Origin of the sequence: Legionella anisa, from assembly GCF_001467525.1 — a bacterium.
GTDB classification, from domain to species: domain Bacteria; phylum Pseudomonadota; class Gammaproteobacteria; order Legionellales; family Legionellaceae; genus Legionella; species Legionella anisa.
Genome location: NZ_LNXS01000002.1, coordinates 14,422 through 31,852, shown reverse-complemented (window position 1 = coordinate 31,852; position 17,431 = coordinate 14,422). Strand labels below are relative to the sequence as shown.

Here is a 17,431-nt window from a genome sequence, read left to right as displayed (position 1 = left end):
TTAAATGAGGGGGTCGTACAGGCATCAAGCGCGGTACGTAGAGGAGTTTAAATGAAAAACTGACGATCCCTCAGGTCGTTGACTCAACAAATCATCATTTTATGATCATGAGCCATTTTGAGGATGGATCAATCTTTTGATTATTATTAGGGTTTCCAGCGGTATAATGTTTGCTCATTAAGGTACTGGTGGCACTATCAAACTTATTATTACTAATATGCTTGTTGAGACAACTACCGACACTCGAGCTAGTTCCTGAACAGAACGCTTGATTAAAATCATAATATTGATTGAGCTGAGTCTTGGCGGCAGTATCGCCGATGAAATTGTAAGTAACGTAGTCTTTCAATTTCCATGGTGCCTGCTCATTGGGTCTTGATAAATTCAACGTTTTAAAAGAAGAGGCATTGCCATGATCAGTGCCAAGGGAGGCAGAATAAACAATTGGAATGACATAACCGTTAGTTGCAACTTTAATTGCATGGATTTCATCAAAATGAGTATGGGCTGCGAGCATGCCAATTACACTTTCTGGATAAGCTTTTATAATTTTTTTGAATGAGTCTTTATAGGTTGTTTCCCAACTTTGTGGGGGCACATGCATGGCTAAAAGAACACTGTCATGATTTGCTTTACTTGTTTTTAGCTCTTTTTCTAACCATTGCAATTCATCCGTAGCACCATCGCGAGAAGGGGAAAATCCTGGTCTTGATACAAATACAACACTGTTTAGTGAAAGAAGTTTGAGGTGGTCGCCTAAATAAGCAGAATAATAACCGTATTTGGTATTTTCATTGTCAATACACGTCTCACCATTAAAAGGGCATTTAAGCCCTGTTGAAAGAAATCCGTCATCATTTCCTGTTATTGCTTTTAACAAATCAGAGACAGATTCACCGTTGTAGGTAAATGGCCCATAGTTTCTTTGTAAGGAATCATTATTACCAAAAACATAATACCAGGGTGCTGGGTTTACTTTTTCATTCAGTTGCTCAAAAACTAAATTAATATTGTCTCGGGTTGTTTTACGGCTGTATGCATTATGAGCAGGCAAGTCGCCAAGCAATATAACTGCATGATTCGTTTCTTGATGTAAATCAATTTGCTCACCGATTTTAGCGATTAAAGTTGTGAAACTTTTTTGATCCAACTCTTCAGAAGTATCTGGACGGGGGTTTATATGAGTCGCTTGACGCTTGGTAATATCTACATGAGGGTCTGAAATTAAAAAAATATTCAGTTGATTTTGATCTGCGGCTAGGGCGGAAAAATTAGCCAGAAAGAGTGGAATCGCCGTTAGAACGGTTATCAATTTTTTGAAAGTTAGCATTTTCATCTCCTCCTCTGTTTTTGTGACAGAGTAACTTGCTGTATTAGAATAACGCTTCAAAAAGCGTTTATTCAATTTACAATGATACGCTTCGTGTTTTTAAGAGAAGTTAAATATTGTACGCAAATTGTGCAACAAGATTGTTTTTTATTAATTTGTATTCGTTTATCGGGATTAGTCACCCAGGCTACTCTTGCTCAACTCGCTCTATTCGAGTAGATTGAATTGTTTTTGCAATTGATAATGTATCGCGGTAAAAGTGCCCAGTTTCAAGATAGTAGAAATGGAAACAGACCCTAGTAATAAAAGAGTAAATTTTACTCATCGATTGATTCATCGCAAATAATCTCGGAGGAATAAAAGCAATGGAAGGTGTGTTCATTTGTCTAGTACTTCTTTTTCTGATGGTGATCTCTGGGGTAATTACACGTTTTGTTTCTTTCCTGCCGACTCCATTAATCCAAATTACTTTAGGGGCGCTTGTTGCAGTATTCTTTCCCGCCTTTGATGTAGGATTTAATCCTGAAGTGTTTATGTTGTTGTTTATTCCTCCTTTATTATTTAATGACAGTTGGCACTTTCCTAAACGGGAATTTTTGCTCTATACCCGGCCAATTATTATGCTATCCATTGGCTTAGTATTCTTTACTGTGGCGGGAATTGGTTATTTAGTTCATTGGTTAATTCCTCTCATTCCCTTGCCTGCTGCTTTTGCATTAGCAGCCGCTCTTTCTCCAACTGATGCTGTATCACTCCGTTCCATGACCGCTGGAACTCGAATACCTGAACGAATTATGCATATCTTACAAGGAGAAGCACTTTTAAATGATGCTTCAGGCTTGGTTTCATTAAAATTGGCTGTTGCTGCCATGTTAACAGGCGTGTTTTCACTCAAAGACGCAGTAGGAAGTTTGTTATTTATTAGTGCAGGAGGAATTGCTGTTGGTGTTATTCTTACCTATATTTTTATTTCACTTTTAGGAAAGTTGAGCAAGTACAGCGCTCACGAAACAACTACTGAAAATTTATTATTACTGCTTTTACCCTTTACTGTATATCTTGCTGCAGAAAAATTAGGTTTTTCAGGAGTACTTGCCGCTGTTGCTGCAGGATTCACTATTGATAGGGCTGGATTCTTAGACCGAACAATGGCCAAAATGCGTATCGAAGGTCATTTTGTTTGGGGAGTACTCGATCTTACTTTAAATGGAATTATCTTTATTCTTTTAGGATTATACTTGCCTTATTCAATTAAATTCTTTGCAACAACAGGCTATAGTTTATCCGAGTATGCACTGATTGTCGTTTTTATTACAGTAACCTTAATTTTACTTCGCACGGCATGGATTTATTTAACGTTACCTTTTGAGGCATTAATTTCCAGACGAAATCGTAGCTCCTGGCGTTTTCCTAATATAAAGATAATCAGTACTTTTTCACTCGGAGGAGTACGGGGGGCAATTGCTTTGGCTGCGATTTTATCTCTGCCTCATATGATCAATGGAGAGCCTTTTCCCGCACGAAAGCTTTTAATTATTCTTGTCATTGGTGTTGTTCTTTGCTCGCTATTAATTAGCAGTCTGCTCTTGCCTTTAATTACGCCGGGTTTGAAAAACTTAATACATAAACACACTCAAGAGGAAGAAAACGAAGCAGTGCTTGCATTATCCAAGGCGGCAGTTGAAGCAATTAAAATAAAAATGAAGAGTTTATGTGATGATGTAAATGAGCGAGATAGGGCTGTGTGTATCGACGTTGCAGATAAATTAATGGCGACGTTTAATCAATTTATTGTATCCAATCAGGGTACTGAAAGTGAAAAACTTGAGGGTATATTAGCCTTAACCTTCGAACGCCAATTACGGTATGCCGCTTTGGAAGGAGCCCATCAGGAATTGCGCACATTGAGGAAAGAAAGAAAAATCAACAATACGACAATGATGAAAATTATTTCTAGATTGGATTTGCGACAAATTACTTTATATTCGGAACATCAAACAATTTCTAGTTTAGGAAAAACAATACAAGGTGCAAAAAATATTTTTGGTGCCTCTATAAAATGATCCTATTTTTAACGGTTTTCTTTTTCCGGCAGAATGAGAGAAAACATGTAGCTTTCTGGCGAAACCACGATGGCTCACTTTAGAAAACATACTCATCGTGCCACTGCGCAGAATATAATTTGTTACTTGTCTCCGAAACATGCAGCAAGCGTTACAGCATTGCGTTCAGGAAGCCAATGACCGTAATTTTCTCCATGCCAAAGACGGGTTTCCTCCAGTTTAGCCTGCACCATTTGCGGTGTAAGGCCTTTACGGCTAATCCACTGAGCACAGCGTTTTTTAATTTGTCTACGAATTTGACTTCGGCTAAAAGAGTATCGGCAGGGATTATAGGCTTCATTTAAATTATCTGAGATATAGGGCTTGAGTAGATTTTCCCTTGTGACGTGCTTGGAAAATTCCCATTGATTTCCATTCAAAACCAGAATTGGGGGAAGTGTCCGCTCGCCAATTTTTACGCTATGGCCAAGATTCATATAAAATTTCCATCCAGCATAATTCGCTGATAAATCTCCGTTGGAATAAACGCCATTAGCTAATGTGCCTAAATAAGTTTGCTCAAGGATTTGACCATATAAAACAATCGCTGCATGGGCTTGCTTCGCAGATTTTCCATGATCCAGATAATACATATAAATTTTGTAGTAGGTATGGCCCATCATGAAAAAATGGTCTAGCTTATCCGTACCCAAATAATAACCATACATATTGATTGTTGGAGCCAGTCCAATTATAAATACGGGGGACTGGGAAAAAACGAGCCAATAAACAGTTTTCCAGGGCAAGACTTCTTTATAGAGTACCTGCTTGGATTTTTTGGGTAAAGGTCGCAGCCAGCGCGGAAAACCAGGGCCACCATATTTATATACCAAATCAGCAAGGTAGCTGTCATTACGGCGCAATGCTAACTGTGATGCGGCATGTCGACTATGTTGCGCTCTTGGTAGAAGCATTTGCATTTCTGAATTGGTTTGCGCAATCACTTTTTCAAGCACTTCATAAAGTCTGTGGCTAGCAGCAGGGCCGATGTCTTGCAGTTCGCCAGGTGGAAGAGTAAATTGATCGGTTTCTTCTGCCTGAATTTTTTGTATTCCAAAAATGCCAAACAATACAGTTAAAAAGAAAATCCTTGCAAAAACCATCGCTTCTTCCCTTCCCTAAATCGTTGTGACATTAGAATACAAAAACTTTCCCAATGTCTAGAAAAATCGATTTGAATTATCAATGAATTGAGAATAAATATGGGGGCTTAACTTTGGCATTGGTTTTTTAAAGAGTTGGGGATGGCATTGATTTGTTTTTCAGAGTTTTTTTGCTGCAGCAAAAACAAGAAGGAAAATTAAGATTTTTTTGAGTTCGGAGCATAAAAGTCAAGGAAGGCTCTGACCTTAGGCAGTTCGGATCCATGAGGCTGATAAAAAGTAAAAATTTCATATCGTTTAAATTCGATTTCTGGAAGAACTTGGATTAGCGTTTTTTCCTTAAGTGCATTTTCAACCAATCTATCACCTGTTAAAAAGAGACCTATTCCGTTTTTACATGCCTGGTTTAGCGCATCAAAGTCATCCATAAAAAGTATTGGTTTGGGACAGGGTAGGTACGTTCCATTTTCTAGCGGGAGTTCTGTAGCAGGTTTCCTTAAACTATGTGAAATAAAAGGAAATGACATGAGATCAGAAGCCTGAACCGGCATGCCATATTGTTTAATTAAGCTTGGGGCCGCACAAAGGATGTTAGTAACAGGCTTCATCTTTCTATATTTTAATTGATCGGTAAAAGGTGGAATCTCAGGAAAGCCAACCATCACATCGATGTCTTTTCGTGCCAAATCATTATCGTGCTCAGAAAATAAAAACTCACACTCAATTAAGGGATATTTTTTAATAAAATCAGAAAGTCTGTCTAAAATTAACTCGCTTGCAAGAATGGTCGAAACCAAAATAGTAATTTGTCCCTGAGGAACTGTATGCCGTGATTCAACAAATTGTTCGATGCGTTGGGTTTCTTGAAGTAATCGCTGACATTTTTCCAGGAGTATGATACCAAATAAAGTCAACTGAACCTTACGTGTGTCTCGAATAAAGAGTTTTTCACCCAATTGATGTTCCAGATTTTTAATTTGCTTGCTCACGGCGGTTGCCGTGATACTCAATTCCTCTGCAGCGCGATTGTAATTGAGGTGCTCTGCAACTTTTATGAAACATCTTAATTGAGAAAGATTAAACATAATAAAATATTGGTTATTAAATATATGTATTATTATAAACCAAAAGTTCATAATCTCGGAAATAATATTGATTAATATTGGAACAATTAGTCTGTAGAATATAAATAAATCAAAGCAGTTAGAGGTTTATTATGAAATATCAGTATCATCATGTGGGAATACCGGTAACTGAACCCCGTTTTGGGGAGCGTTATAGTTCTGTTATGGACATGTATACCTCGGGAGGGGAGTTGCCTGGTCGAATTCAATATCATCGATTTGGCCCCAATTGTCCTTTGCATCAATTGATTCAGACTCAACCGCATATTGCCTACAAGGTTGATAGTATTGATGAAGCAATAAAGGGAAAACATGTGCTTTTGGAACCCTATTTTCCATTAAAAAATTTTAGAGTGGCTATAATAGAGGAGCATGGGGCCATAATTGAGTTCATTGAAACAAGCTTATCTGAAGAGGAAATATGGGATGATTCAAAGCATCAGGATTCAATGTTGTATCCTAAAGGATAAGCCTGGCTGCAAGCATCTGGGATCGAATCATTCCATAAATTGATAGAATTTGGGTTCAGCACAAGCAACTGCCTCTTAGTCACAAGTTAAAATTCTTGGGGAAAAGTCAGATTTGAGTGCAGGTTGGGTGAAAATGGTTCTCAAAAAGCGCGCAGCATAGATGACTATGTGAGCATTTTTGAGAACCATTTTCACCCAAGATGTGCCAAATGTGGCTTTTCGGTGAGTTGTGTATAGATTCAGTTGCAAGCAACCGGGCTACCGAGTTCTATTTAGAGAATGTTACACGTAATTCCGCCTTGGTAAGAATTTGTCTCGTCAGGCTCTTTCTCAGTATCAATTATTGGCTTTTGATCCAATTGTATTTCCAGGGCTTTTTGAGTTTCCAATTCTGCTTTTTGCCATTTTAAAGGCTCAAAAGCAGTACCCGTTAAAATATCGTGTACTAACTCCCCTGCAAGCGCTTTGGTGAGATCAGATGAGCTAAAGACTGCTACTACAAACGAAGAAAAATCACCACCAGAATGCAATACATCGCCTTCATTTTTGTGTGGATTAGGTTGTTTACAGGAGGAGATGTCATCTAAAAAATCTTCGGGTTCATCAAGTTGCTCTTGAGAATATAATATAGATGCGTGTTGTTTGCGAAACGTGCTATTAAAGGGCGCTGCTCCGATACAAATAACGAATCCACTTTCATCTTTGGGACGTTTTTCAGAAATAAAACACTGTAAATTCTCTAAAGTTTTAGATCCACTAAACCAATTACTTGGTTCATTAAATAAAACATACTTAACAACAGAAGCATTCGTTGGGACTTGACCTGGTTTGCAATTATTCGTTAATCCACCTTTTTGAATGTAGCTTTTCACTTCATCTTCTTTCTGAAAACTTACATAGCGTACCGTTGAGCCTAAATGGATTTCGGGTGGACATTTAGGTTGGGTGGGGGTTACAACAACATTAGGGAGTTTTTGCAATCCAGTAATGACGGATTTAAACTCAATCTTTTGAGATGTTTGTTGGAATGATTGTGTTGACATATGTCTGGGAAAACGTAACACATAATTATTGTTTAATTGCACTGAAGTGTGTTTTTGATTAAAAACACTGAATTTAGCATGCATAAAAATTCACCTTAAATTGTTACTAAAAATGGGCGGTTATTCACCAAAAAAGGGTATTCATTTGACTTTGTGCGGATAAATTTAACATATTAGTCTTAAAGCAAACTTAAGGAGTGAGTAATTTTAGGCGTTTTTTGCTCAATTTAATCCCGTTTAGGTCAAGAAAAGCTAAAAGTGGAGACGTAGATGCTCGATAAGTGGAGAGAAGAGCATGGCTATCTGAAGCGGTTAATTGGTTTCAATTAGCAAGCACCGCACGGATCATGTATAATTTCTAATGTGAGGACGACCTCATCCATTATGGTTACATGCGGGACGGCCCGATTCTGAACGGAGGGCTGTATGGCATGGGTTCTATTAGTTTTCGCTGGTGTATTTGAAGTAATCTGGGCTTTTTCCATGAAGCAGTCCCTTGGTTTTACCAGGATTTTGCCGAGTATCATCACCATTGTAACGATGATTGCAAGTTTTGTTCTCTTATCAATATCCATGAAAACTCTTTCATTGGGAACCGCGTACACGATTTGGACCGGAATCGGGGCTGTTGGTGCGTTCCTGGTTGGCCTCATCATTTTAGGTGAACCTGTAAACACCATGCGAATTGTTGCGGCAGTATTGATAGTATCTGGCCTGTTGATGATGAAACTGTCTTCATAGGTAGAGTATGCTGTGCTTCAGTACTCGAAAATCAAGCGAAATGGAAAACAGACCTTAAAAACCAATTAACAGAAAATCTGTTAATTGGTTTTGGGAGAATATATATTAAATCAAGCATACATCGTGTGCCGGATTTCTTCGAATCGAGCCCTATCCTGTTCTTGCATTTTTTCAGCTGTTTGCAACTCTTCTTGCTCTTGTTCTTGTTGGGTTTTTAGCTTCATGAGTTCAATCATATTTTGAGTTTTTAATTCTTGTAAAATAGCAGCTAATAAAATGTCAGTAGTAGTTTGCAAACTGATTTCTTGAGGTTGTTGTGTTTTTTGTGCTCCTTGCATTTCTGATGAGGGGATAATTTGTTTTTGATTAAAAAAACGTTGTGAACTTGGATGAGAATCAGATTGTTTTGATTTATTATTTCCATTTTTTAGACGAGCTTTTTCTTTTTTATCCATGGTGATCTCCTTTTCCTTGTGAGTCCCCTTCAGATTAATATAAATATTGGCTTAAATGCAAATGTTTTTTTCAATATTAATAAATTTTGTTTTGTTGTCGCCAATATTACTCATATTGATACTATATATCCTATTTGGGTTAATTTTTAGTACTAAATATCATTGGAAAAATGAACTGAAAATAATACGTAAAGCTAATGAGCTGAATCACAATATTCCTATTTGTCCGAAATATAATATAAAATGCAAAATGAAATGAAAAATTAAATGTCAGAGTCAATTAAATTTGTTGTGACCGGAGAAAGCGCCGGGATGGTTGAAGTGATTATTGATAATACTTCATCAGAACACACTGCAACATTCATCTATAAACCCAATCCAGAAACTCCTATCCCGAAAGAAATGTTATTGGGTTATCGTGATTCATCCGGGAAGGGGCATATGATTTCCATGGCAGAGGATAATGGCCAATGGATCGCAAAAAGGCCTATCGAACCAAATGAAAGCAGCGATTTTTTCATACATCCCGATGCGAAACCAGGAGAATTGGCTCAAAAACCTAATATTATCAACAAAATTGCCTTATCCGATGGAAAAATTGTTAGATCTGTGTATGAAAATCCTGAACTGGCTAAGAAAAATAAAGGAAGCACGCAAAAACGTGTGCTTAATGCAGAAGGTATTTTAAGTGATCCAGTAGAGGAACATTCTCAGTTAGGCTTTGGCGAGCAGCTGATTGAAGTTTATTTTCCGGTGGGTTATAGGACTTCAGAATCTAAAGAGTACAATATTCAAGTAATGTTGGATGGTGATATGCACTTACGTCAGGATGCTTTTGGAAATAGCATGGGCACAAAGGACATTTTAGATAATTTAATTGCTGAAGGAAAAATGGAGCCTGTCATTGCCGTATTTGTATCGCCTACACAACCGACCATGGAAATGGGGAAATGGGTATCAATGCCTCGACTTAAAGAATATGGTTGTGATTTGCAAACGGATGCGATGCTTACTAAAATTCCAGGCGCGTTAAGACAAGCAGGTATCCCAGTGACACGTGATCCTCAAAAAATAGGTTTATGTGGCCAAAGTATGGGGGGACTTCAAGCACTGTATACTGCTAAAATGCATCCTGATATTTATGGGCAAGTGATTGCGCAATCGCCTGCTGTTTGGTGGGGACCGCCCTCTCTGCGATTAAGTGGTGAAGAGATGACTGTTCCTGTGCGATATGAGGATGATCAAACTTGGCGTGCTCCTTTGGCAAATAAGCAAGAGCAACACTATTTGTTGCATATGCTACAGACTGGCTATGATGTATTCTCCAAGCGGGAAGTACCGAAAGGAGAGCCACATATTTATCTGCAGGCGGGAACCTATGAAACAGGTGACTGTGGCTTAGGCGATGAACCCTTGACTCAAGCAACCATGTCATTAGCTCACGCGTTAGGGGTTGAATGTAGACTGCACAATGGGGGACACACTGCAGAATCCTGGGCAACCGGACTTGCCGTACAGCTGCCTCAAGCACACCCTAAACTGGCTGCAACCGTGATGCACTATTATAAAGAACAACTGCAACAAACGAAATCTGAGGACCTTCACGATAGTCCGTTTTTCACTCTGGAGCAGTAACCGCAATAGGGTGCACATTATGAATAGAATGTAGCATAGGATGTGTAGACTTCCTAAAAATAGGTCAGTATTTCATTAATTTTTTAAAAATATCCAATATAATGCTGTTTTGAAAAAATTAATGTGGGAGAGCTAGGGATGGGGCGCACGAGTAGTACAAAGGAACAATCAAATGAGCAGGATTCAAAATTAAATTATAAACAAAAGCTTAATATTGATGTTGCCAGTGGATTGATTGCAGGTGTATCCAACTCAGGGCTTTTTAATCCTTGGGATCGCGCTTTGTATTTATCCGTGAAATATAACCGTCCTTTTCTTTCAGTGCAAAATTTTAAATCACCATATCAGGGCTTTTCGCAGGCATTAGTGCAACGCGCATTTCTTGGAAGCATTTACTATATTGCTCAGGGAGAACTCAAATCGTACCTTTTTCCTTATTTGCATCATAATTTAGGTTTTAGTGAAACAGTTGCTCAATTTTATGTCGGTATGGCTGCAGGAAGCATTGGAGGAGCATTAACCAATAGTATTTCTGCTGTCAAATATCATACATGGGGACAAGAAAGCGCCTCTTTTCGTTCAAGCGTTCGTGATATGTGGACTCTTGGAGGTCTTAAACCTTTTCTAAAGGGAACTACGGCAACAATGACACGCGACATGGTCTTTGGAAGTACTTACGAAATGTTACGTAGTTTGATGAAAACAACCAGCAAAAAATCAGAAAACAAAACACTTGGATCGAATCAGTCGTATGTTGAGTTTATTTATAATGCAAGTGCAGCCGCAGTAGCTACTATTGCATCAAGTCCATTCAATTATGTTCGCAACATGCAGTATGCAACATCTCCAAACCTCAAATCGCCATCGACATGTGAGGTATTAACTGGAGTGTGGAATGAATCAAAAACACCACCACAATCCTTCTTAAGTCGATTGAGTTTTTTCCAGCAACGATTTAGGATTGGATGGGGTACAGCACGAGTTGCAGTTGGAATGGCTGTTGGTCAAAAACTATTTGATTACACACAAGCACACTTGAGTCATTTATTCTCAAATACCTCAGAGAACAGTTTGAAAAAATAATCAAGTAAGAACGTGTAGCTTGGGATTAACCAGACCAATCAAATGATTCCCCTGCTTTTTCCAGCAGTTTCTTCAAAATATAGGGGAGATTTTAAATGAATCGATATACAGGGGAATGTTTATGTGGCGCATGCCGCTATGTGATTACAGGGCAAAAGCCTGCAGCAATGTATTTATGTCATTGCAGTCGATGCAGAAAAGAAACGGGCTCGATTCACGGTGCCAATGTTTTTTTTGATGATGCTCAATTGTCCTGGGAGAGAGGTGAAAGAAATATCAGTTATTTCAAACTGAAAGATACAAGAAAGGAACGTATGTTTTGCACGACGTGTGGTAGCCCACTTCCTAGACAAAATGAAAAAGGCAACGTGGTTTTACCAGCCGGGACACTGGATAATGATACGTGCCTAGAGCCAACCGCTCATATTTTCTATACAAGCCGAGCATCCTGGGAGGATAAGCTAATGCATTTACAACGATTTGATGAGTTGCCAAAATGAAACTGAAGCGGTTTTCTATATGCCGTTCCCACTTGTTCCTACGAAATTTAATCAGGAAATACGTATTCTAAAGTCTACATTATGCCTAGAAGATTGCCGTTCCTGTGTAGGCAGGAGGGGGCCATTTATAAGGTACATCTAAGCTCAGTCAGAATATTCTATTGATCCAATGTCGCAGTACTGTTCTCTCGTATATGGAAAACAATACTGCATTACAGCCAAGACATTCATATTCTACATAACATTCATAATGATCAATAAATATGCTAAAATCTCAAGTTTAGAGCATTGGAGAGAAAGAAATATGGGTAGGCCTATTGTTCTTGTTGCCAATAAAAAAAGCGAATTTTTTATAACTATTGCTAAAAAAGGCATTCATAGTTTTGTCATGCTCGGGGTTATGGTCGATGGCAAGCCTGAGCTTTTAGCGAAAGTAGGTAAAGGGAATGTTATCGACGAAGACTTCGGGATAAGTTGTACTAATCAATTTACCCTATTTGGAAAAATTTTGGGAAGCCATTCTGATGCGTCATTAATGGATGAAGGGGAGGATAATAGGAACTCAGACATTAGCTATCAAGCATACTCCATAACTTATGAGCACTATTTAGAATTTTTAGCGATAACAAGAGATATTCATGAGGATCAGCTTAAATACTATAAAGAAAGAAAAGTTCGAAACATCGCAGTTGAAAAATTAACCTATCCAGAAAAAGGTGTCTATTTTCTTAGACGTGGCATCAAGTGTTATATTCCTGAGAAAGAACACTCAGGCCAAATCACATTCAGACTTCAAAATGTTGATAATTATGGTAAGGCAAGCACTTTTAATAATAAACAAATTCGTGATGGTATCATTGATGGTGCAAGAGAAATTAACCCATCGAACACATGTCGTACTACCGCATGTGATATTCTTAATTACACCTTACAACATTCTCCCAAAGTTCCTGCTTTTTTTACTTTTGGGCTTGATTACAAAACAAAACTGGTCAAGGGGCAACTCCCTCAAAATGGATTTTATATTCTTCCACCACCGCCAAATTGTTTTAAGGTCAATCCTACTCAAATGGAAGTACTCAAGGAACTGTATGAAAAACTTGAGGATCTGCCTAAAAATCAGCCTGATTTAGATATTACAGAGAAAAAATTTAATCAATTAAAATATCTATATCAGGAGATAGCAGGCGAATCTCAATTATCATTGAATCAGCTTTTAACTAAAATTGCCGATCACAGAAAAACCAATGATCCATTATTTAACACTCGTAGACGTCAAAGTATTTTTAGCAGTTTGGTTGAAGCGCTTGGGTTTAAAACAGGCACTCAGCAGGCTTATGACCGAATGACAAAAGTGGTAGCTGAAGAAATCGAAAAGGAACAGAGGCCAACGCAATAACAGGTCACATGATATATGGGAGGATCGTCCCCATTATTTGGATGCATTGTAGCCTGGGTGCAGCGCAGCGAACCCCGGGTTCCACTGCGCTGCACCCAGGCTACCGTTTACCCTTTTATTTCATTTGTACGAGTTCATAATAGTATGGAGATATGGGTTTCCCCCTTCCTTGGCTATGCGACCAGAGCTTCTTCGGCGGGTTTAGTACTGCTATTCTACTGCTGATGTAAGGTAAATTAAAATCCTTGGGATCTGTAGCAATTAAAATTAAAGTCCTTCCAGAAGGCATTGTTGCACTTGACCAATATTGATACATCAAGCTATTCATACCAAAAATATGTCTCCCAATAACGGGATAAATGTTTTGGATTTTTCCCTGTTCCAGTAGTCTTGCTTGATAAAATGCAAGTTCACTTCCTATATTATATGCATCTAAGGGGACAAGAACGGGCTCAGTATGTCGTATATCGCTCACATTTTTTGCTAAATCATGGAATTGCTCAGTCATATTTTCCCAGGAAATCATTTTTTGAAAAAACATTTTTGATGCTTTTTCAGAGATTCCGAACGCTATCATGACAATTAAGAGAACATAGCATGGCAATAAAAAAAATGAGATTAGATGCCATTCTTTGTAGAATTTGTTTTTAGAAATCAGTAGTGCAAGCCAAGGTATAATAGCGATTAGTCCTGGGCCTATCCAATCCAATCGAATGGAATGATTAAGACTGTATACTCCAAAAAACCCCAATGGAAACAGTGTAAATATTTGCAGAAAGCGTTTCTTTTTTACTTCAATGTTGATCGATTTTTTATTCCATAAGAGATAATAAAGGCCCATTACCCCCGATGGCAATAAAAATAGAAAAACTAATCCAATAAAATGATGAAAGGAAAAACGATGGGCTGGCTTAAATCGACGCACGCTTTGAAATACAAATGAAGCCCATTCATGCGTAAAATTCCAATAAATTACTGGAGTAAAAAGGAGTAAGGCAATCAATACACAAAGATAAGGTTCTTTCTTAATAAACCAATATCGTGTTGAAGGTACTGTGATTAAATAAAGAAGAACAGCAGGTCCAAGTAATACAATTGTGTATTTGGACAACATTCCTAAACCAAGCCATATACCTGCTTTGTACCAGGATTTAGATTCATCGAAAATAAAAATGCGATAAAAATAATAGAGCGCGGCTGACCAACAAACCAGAACCGGTTGATCAGGCGTTATTATAGTAGACTGTATAAAATAAAATGGCATGAGCGATAGCAATAATACCGCGTACAGACCAGAGCCTCGATGAATTAATTCAGTTAACTTGAAACTGAAAAAGGCAGCTCCTCCCCAACAAAGCAGAGCAGGCATGCGAACGGCAAACTCATTGGTGCCAAAAATCAAGGTAGACATTTTGATAAGCAATGCGACCATAGGGGGATGGTCCAGATAACCAAAATCGAGATGTTGTGAATAATTCCAGTAATAGGTTTCTTCAACAAACAAGTTGTGTGAACCAATGCATAAAAAACGTAGTGCTACGGAAACAAAAATAATCGAAATAGTGAATAATATGTTGATATTTTGGCTTACTTCATTATGAGTAAGAGCAATATTTTCGGATTTAAGTATGGAAGTCATTATCCCTGTACTGAAAACTTAAACAGGCCTCATCTTATCCTTTTTAAGGATACGAAGCAAAGTAATAATTTCTTAATTATCTGATTTTATTTGGGGGGTGAAAGCAGGGAGCAAAAAGTAGGTTAAAGTACTTGGGGTAAATGGGTGTTAGGTCAAAATGACCTGAGGGGTCGTCACTTTTTTCGAGCAGTTTATTGGTCTTTTAATGGGCATATTGGTTCTATATCATGTCACTCCCGCGCAGGAGGGAATGACGTAAACTTAGATCAAAGTATATTATTACCATTAATATTGATTATTAAAATCTCTTGTGTATAAAAAATTGACGATCCCTCAGGTCATTTTGACCCAACGCAGCGAATTTTATATTTATCTTTGTTTTTTGATTTTTAGTTTGAATTAAAAATTTTTATAGCGAAAGTATCTTCAGGATATTCCGTTTTCTTTCGCATATCCTCCAAACTGGTAAAGAAATTAAATGTCCAATGACGATCCTGATACGAAGCAGTATTACGACCTGATGTTTTACCCGCATCTCGCTCAAGGAATCCTTTTTCAGAATTAGAATCTACAATAGCAACCAGGGCATGAATTGGATTGGATGCATCCCTTTTAACCAAACAAACGCCTTGATTTAAACCGATATCTTCAAAATCACAATCAACTATCTTATATTTTTTTGTGCTGGTCAGTGCTCGAACAAGCACTTGAATGTCGGCAACTTGTGTACTCACCTTAATTTCAAAAACAACTTTTTCCTTATTATAGGTAATGCTGACATTATTTCTATTTAAAGTACTATCATATTGGTGTAAGAGCTTTAAAATGGCACTTTTTTCATTGCGGATAGTTATTTTTTTAGTACTGCACGCCAATGGAATTAGATACATTACGTTCTGTTTTGTTTGGGGTTCAGATTCTGACATAAAATCTTTAACATCTTCTTGCATCGCAACGACATGCTCTGTTGAAGCCAAACACGAAACAGGTAAGGTAGGGGCTTTAGGTGCTCTTGAAATAAGATAATGCTCTTCATCTACCTTGCGTTTCTTTACCATGGACGTATTTACTTCAACTGCTCTCCCATGGAACATATAAGCTGAATAACCCGATTCACGTGCTGTATGAGAAGGAGTTTCTGAGTGATGTTTCTTCATGAATTCATCGATTTTTCTTTGCTCATCCTCATCTTCTATGGGAACAATTTTTTTACCAACTTCTTTATAATAGTGCTGTTCACGTTGGCTTGACATATGTTTTCTTTTCATTGGCATAGTTGATTTAAATGACTCAATTAGAATAATAATTGAGCGATATTATATTAGAATAAAATTAAGAAATTATTAAAAGAGGATTTTTTTAGAAATTTTGTAGTCATTTTGGTGCTTATTATTTGGTATAAAATACGTAATGAGTTCTGTTTTTTCTAGTGAAAAATGTGAACTCCACTCATTTGAGTAAATATTTTACGTCTATAATTTTTATAAGCTTACTCATTCAATACATCATTGTGAAAAGAGCTTTAGGATTATGGGAAACGGCTTGTGCCATTGCTCATGATAAAGGCAGGGGCACGGCAAACACCTGTATGGTAGTTTATATCAAGGGTGAGGTGGATTTCTTTTTATTAAAAAGAGCTTTTTACAATTTATATTGCCGGCACCCTCTATTGCGCGCAACTTATTTTAGAGAGACAAACACCTACTTTTTTCAAACCAATGTAGATTTTGATAAAGTGCCCATTGAACAACTTATTACAACGGATGACAATGCTTGGTTTGAAAAATTTTTACAAATTTTAAAAGAACCTTATCCTGTTTCCAAATATCTTTGGCAAAGTATACTGGTTACTTCAAAAGTTAACCCGAAACATCATTATTTACTTATTGGTTTGCACCACTCCATTTTGGATGGGGCTTCTCAGCTATCAATACTCAATGATTTGTTGCGTTTCTATGAACAGCTTGAACAAGGGCAATTTCCTGATGTAGTCTCACTTCCGCTTATTTCGGCGATTGAATACCAGCTTCCATCACCTATTAGCTGGGAACAATACAATAAAAATCAATGTACTATCAATAACCTATTTGGTCCTGACTCGAAACTTAAGTTTAATGATTTTTCAGCAAAAAAAATAGAGACCAAGGTTTTATTTTGCGATTTCGATGCATCAATATCTGAGAGGATCCAAGCTCTTTGTAAAGAGAGGCGCGTTAAAATGACGGCAGTAATTAATGCTGCACTATTATTTGCTGCATCTAAACTTGAACAGTTTGAGAAACTTTCTCTTCATGTAGCTGTGAATTTGCGTCATTATGCCCAGCCTGCTATAGCTCCTGAACATGTTGGATGTTTTGTAAGTGTAGTTAAAACGCTTCATAGTGTGGACAAAAACACACACTTCTGGCATTTAGTGCAGCACTATCAATATCAGTTTGATAATAATTTTTATTTAACGGGTTTAACACCTAAAAAATTTGACGCAGAAGAATTGGTTGATCGGTTTGAATTACCTGAATATTCGGGGAGAAGAGAATTTACTGAGGGATTTGGTATCAGCAATTGGGGGAAAATTGATTTCCCTAAACATTTTGGGAGTTTAACAGTTAAAGGAATACATCGCGGTAGTGGGCGACAAATTGGAGATTTTCCCTATTTTCTACATATTGCTACCATTAACAATAAAATATGGGGTGCTTTCAGCTATGTTGAACCGATGATGGCAACGACGTGGATGAAACGTTATATTAAAAATTTCAGAGAAATTATTAAGTGCTTGGTTTTAAATGGCAACTTTGGTTAGAGAA

The 17,431-nt window shown here is 37.6% G+C and carries 15 protein-coding genes; 8 read left to right on the top strand and 7 right to left on the bottom strand.

Annotated elements, in window-relative coordinates; genetic code table 11:
• Positions 1–94 precede the first annotated feature (94 nt).
• A complete protein-coding gene (locus Lani_RS01475; protein ID WP_019234208.1) occupies positions 95–1,330 on the bottom strand; it encodes a metallophosphoesterase in 1,236 nt (411 codons plus the stop codon).
• A gap of 365 nt (positions 1,331–1,695) precedes the next feature.
• Between Lani_RS01475 and Lani_RS01470 the strand changes: the two genes are divergently transcribed.
• Positions 1,696–3,393, top strand: a complete 1,698-nt coding sequence (locus tag Lani_RS01470; protein ID WP_019234207.1) for a Na+/H+ antiporter — start codon at positions 1,696–1,698, stop codon at positions 3,391–3,393.
• Between the two features lie 122 nt (positions 3,394–3,515).
• On the opposite strand, the gene Lani_RS01465 is transcribed toward Lani_RS01470, so the two are convergent.
• Both Lani_RS01465 and Lani_RS01460 read right to left on the bottom strand, forming a co-directional pair.
• Positions 3,516–4,535: a hypothetical protein gene (locus Lani_RS01465; RefSeq protein WP_019234206.1), complete on the bottom strand. Its 1,020-nt coding sequence runs from the start codon at positions 4,533–4,535 to the stop codon at positions 3,516–3,518.
• A 197-nt stretch (positions 4,536–4,732) separates the two neighbouring features.
• Positions 4,733–5,620, bottom strand: a complete 888-nt coding sequence (locus Lani_RS01460; RefSeq protein WP_019234205.1) for a LysR family transcriptional regulator — start codon at positions 5,618–5,620, stop codon at positions 4,733–4,735.
• 131 nt (positions 5,621–5,751) lie between these two features.
• On the opposite strand from Lani_RS01460, the gene Lani_RS01455 reads away from it, so the two are divergent.
• Positions 5,752–6,129 (top strand): hypothetical protein, encoded by a 378-nt coding sequence (locus Lani_RS01455; RefSeq protein ID WP_019234204.1) that lies wholly within the window; start codon positions 5,752–5,754, stop codon positions 6,127–6,129.
• 272 nt (positions 6,130–6,401) lie between these two features.
• Here the strand turns inward: Lani_RS01455 and Lani_RS01450 are convergent, their stop codons facing one another.
• Positions 6,402–7,256, bottom strand: a complete 855-nt coding sequence (locus Lani_RS01450) for a hypothetical protein (RefSeq protein WP_019234203.1) — start codon at positions 7,254–7,256, stop codon at positions 6,402–6,404.
• 342 nt (positions 7,257–7,598) lie between these two features.
• Between Lani_RS01450 and Lani_RS01445 the strand changes: the two genes are divergently transcribed.
• Positions 7,599–7,913, top strand: coding sequence for a DMT family transporter (locus tag Lani_RS01445; RefSeq protein ID WP_019234202.1), 315 nt, complete (start codon positions 7,599–7,601; stop codon positions 7,911–7,913).
• 110 nt (positions 7,914–8,023) lie between these two features.
• Here the strand turns inward: Lani_RS01445 and Lani_RS01440 are convergent, their stop codons facing one another.
• The gene (locus tag Lani_RS01440) at positions 8,024–8,368 is read right to left on the bottom strand and encodes a hypothetical protein (RefSeq protein WP_019234201.1); all 345 of its coding nucleotides are present in this window, start codon (positions 8,366–8,368) and stop codon (positions 8,024–8,026) included.
• 267 nt (positions 8,369–8,635) lie between these two features.
• Between Lani_RS01440 and Lani_RS01435 the strand changes: the two genes are divergently transcribed.
• From Lani_RS01435 to Lani_RS01420, 4 genes are all read left to right on the top strand, one after another.
• Entirely contained in the window at positions 8,636–10,003 is a 1,368-nt protein-coding gene (locus Lani_RS01435) for an alpha/beta hydrolase (RefSeq protein WP_019234200.1), read from the top strand.
• A 138-nt stretch (positions 10,004–10,141) separates the two neighbouring features.
• Positions 10,142–11,086 (top strand): hypothetical protein, encoded by a 945-nt coding sequence (locus Lani_RS01430; protein ID WP_019234199.1) that lies wholly within the window; start codon positions 10,142–10,144, stop codon positions 11,084–11,086.
• Between the two features lie 95 nt (positions 11,087–11,181).
• Entirely contained in the window at positions 11,182–11,586 is a 405-nt protein-coding gene (locus Lani_RS01425) for a GFA family protein (RefSeq protein ID WP_019234198.1), read from the top strand.
• Positions 11,587–11,890: 304 nt separating this feature from the next.
• The gene (locus tag Lani_RS01420; RefSeq protein WP_019234197.1) at positions 11,891–12,985 is read left to right on the top strand and encodes a hypothetical protein; all 1,095 of its coding nucleotides are present in this window, start codon (positions 11,891–11,893) and stop codon (positions 12,983–12,985) included.
• A gap of 115 nt (positions 12,986–13,100) precedes the next feature.
• Here Lani_RS01420 and Lani_RS01415 read toward each other — a convergent pair whose 3' ends face one another.
• On the bottom strand, positions 13,101–14,624 hold the full coding sequence (locus Lani_RS01415; RefSeq protein ID WP_019234196.1) for a glycosyltransferase family 39 protein: 1,524 nt from the start codon (positions 14,622–14,624) through the stop codon (positions 13,101–13,103).
• A 389-nt stretch (positions 14,625–15,013) separates the two neighbouring features.
• On the bottom strand, positions 15,014–15,877 hold the full coding sequence (locus Lani_RS01410; RefSeq protein WP_019234195.1) for a hypothetical protein: 864 nt from the start codon (positions 15,875–15,877) through the stop codon (positions 15,014–15,016).
• A 176-nt stretch (positions 15,878–16,053) separates the two neighbouring features.
• Here Lani_RS01410 and Lani_RS01405 point away from each other — a divergent pair, with 176 nt between their 5' ends.
• Positions 16,054–17,427, top strand: a complete 1,374-nt coding sequence (locus Lani_RS01405; protein ID WP_058388356.1) for a condensation domain-containing protein — start codon at positions 16,054–16,056, stop codon at positions 17,425–17,427.
• Positions 17,428–17,431: the final 4 nt, after the last annotated feature.

Coding starts and splice junctions, on each gene's coding strand:
- Lani_RS01460 (WP_019234205.1), bottom strand. CDS start 5,620: ATGTTTAATCTTTCTCAATTAAGATGTTTCATAAAAGTTGCAGAGCAC.
- Lani_RS01465 (WP_019234206.1), bottom strand. CDS start 4,535: ATGGTTTTTGCAAGGATTTTCTTTTTAACTGTATTGTTTGGCATTTTT.
- Lani_RS01455 (WP_019234204.1), top strand. CDS start 5,752: ATGAAATATCAGTATCATCATGTGGGAATACCGGTAACTGAACCCCGT.
- Lani_RS01450 (WP_019234203.1), bottom strand. CDS start 7,256: ATGCATGCTAAATTCAGTGTTTTTAATCAAAAACACACTTCAGTGCAA.
- Lani_RS01415 (WP_019234196.1), bottom strand. CDS start 14,624: ATGACTTCCATACTTAAATCCGAAAATATTGCTCTTACTCATAATGAA.
- Lani_RS01430 (WP_019234199.1), top strand. CDS start 10,142: ATGGGGCGCACGAGTAGTACAAAGGAACAATCAAATGAGCAGGATTCA.
- Lani_RS01435 (WP_019234200.1), top strand. CDS start 8,636: ATGTCAGAGTCAATTAAATTTGTTGTGACCGGAGAAAGCGCCGGGATG.
- Lani_RS01420 (WP_019234197.1), top strand. CDS start 11,891: ATGGGTAGGCCTATTGTTCTTGTTGCCAATAAAAAAAGCGAATTTTTT.
- Lani_RS01475 (WP_019234208.1), bottom strand. CDS start 1,330: ATGCTAACTTTCAAAAAATTGATAACCGTTCTAACGGCGATTCCACTC.
- Lani_RS01425 (WP_019234198.1), top strand. CDS start 11,182: ATGAATCGATATACAGGGGAATGTTTATGTGGCGCATGCCGCTATGTG.
- Lani_RS01410 (WP_019234195.1), bottom strand. CDS start 15,877: ATGTCAAGCCAACGTGAACAGCACTATTATAAAGAAGTTGGTAAAAAA.
- Lani_RS01445 (WP_019234202.1), top strand. CDS start 7,599: ATGGCATGGGTTCTATTAGTTTTCGCTGGTGTATTTGAAGTAATCTGG.
- Lani_RS01440 (WP_019234201.1), bottom strand. CDS start 8,368: ATGGATAAAAAAGAAAAAGCTCGTCTAAAAAATGGAAATAATAAATCA.
- Lani_RS01470 (WP_019234207.1), top strand. CDS start 1,696: ATGGAAGGTGTGTTCATTTGTCTAGTACTTCTTTTTCTGATGGTGATC.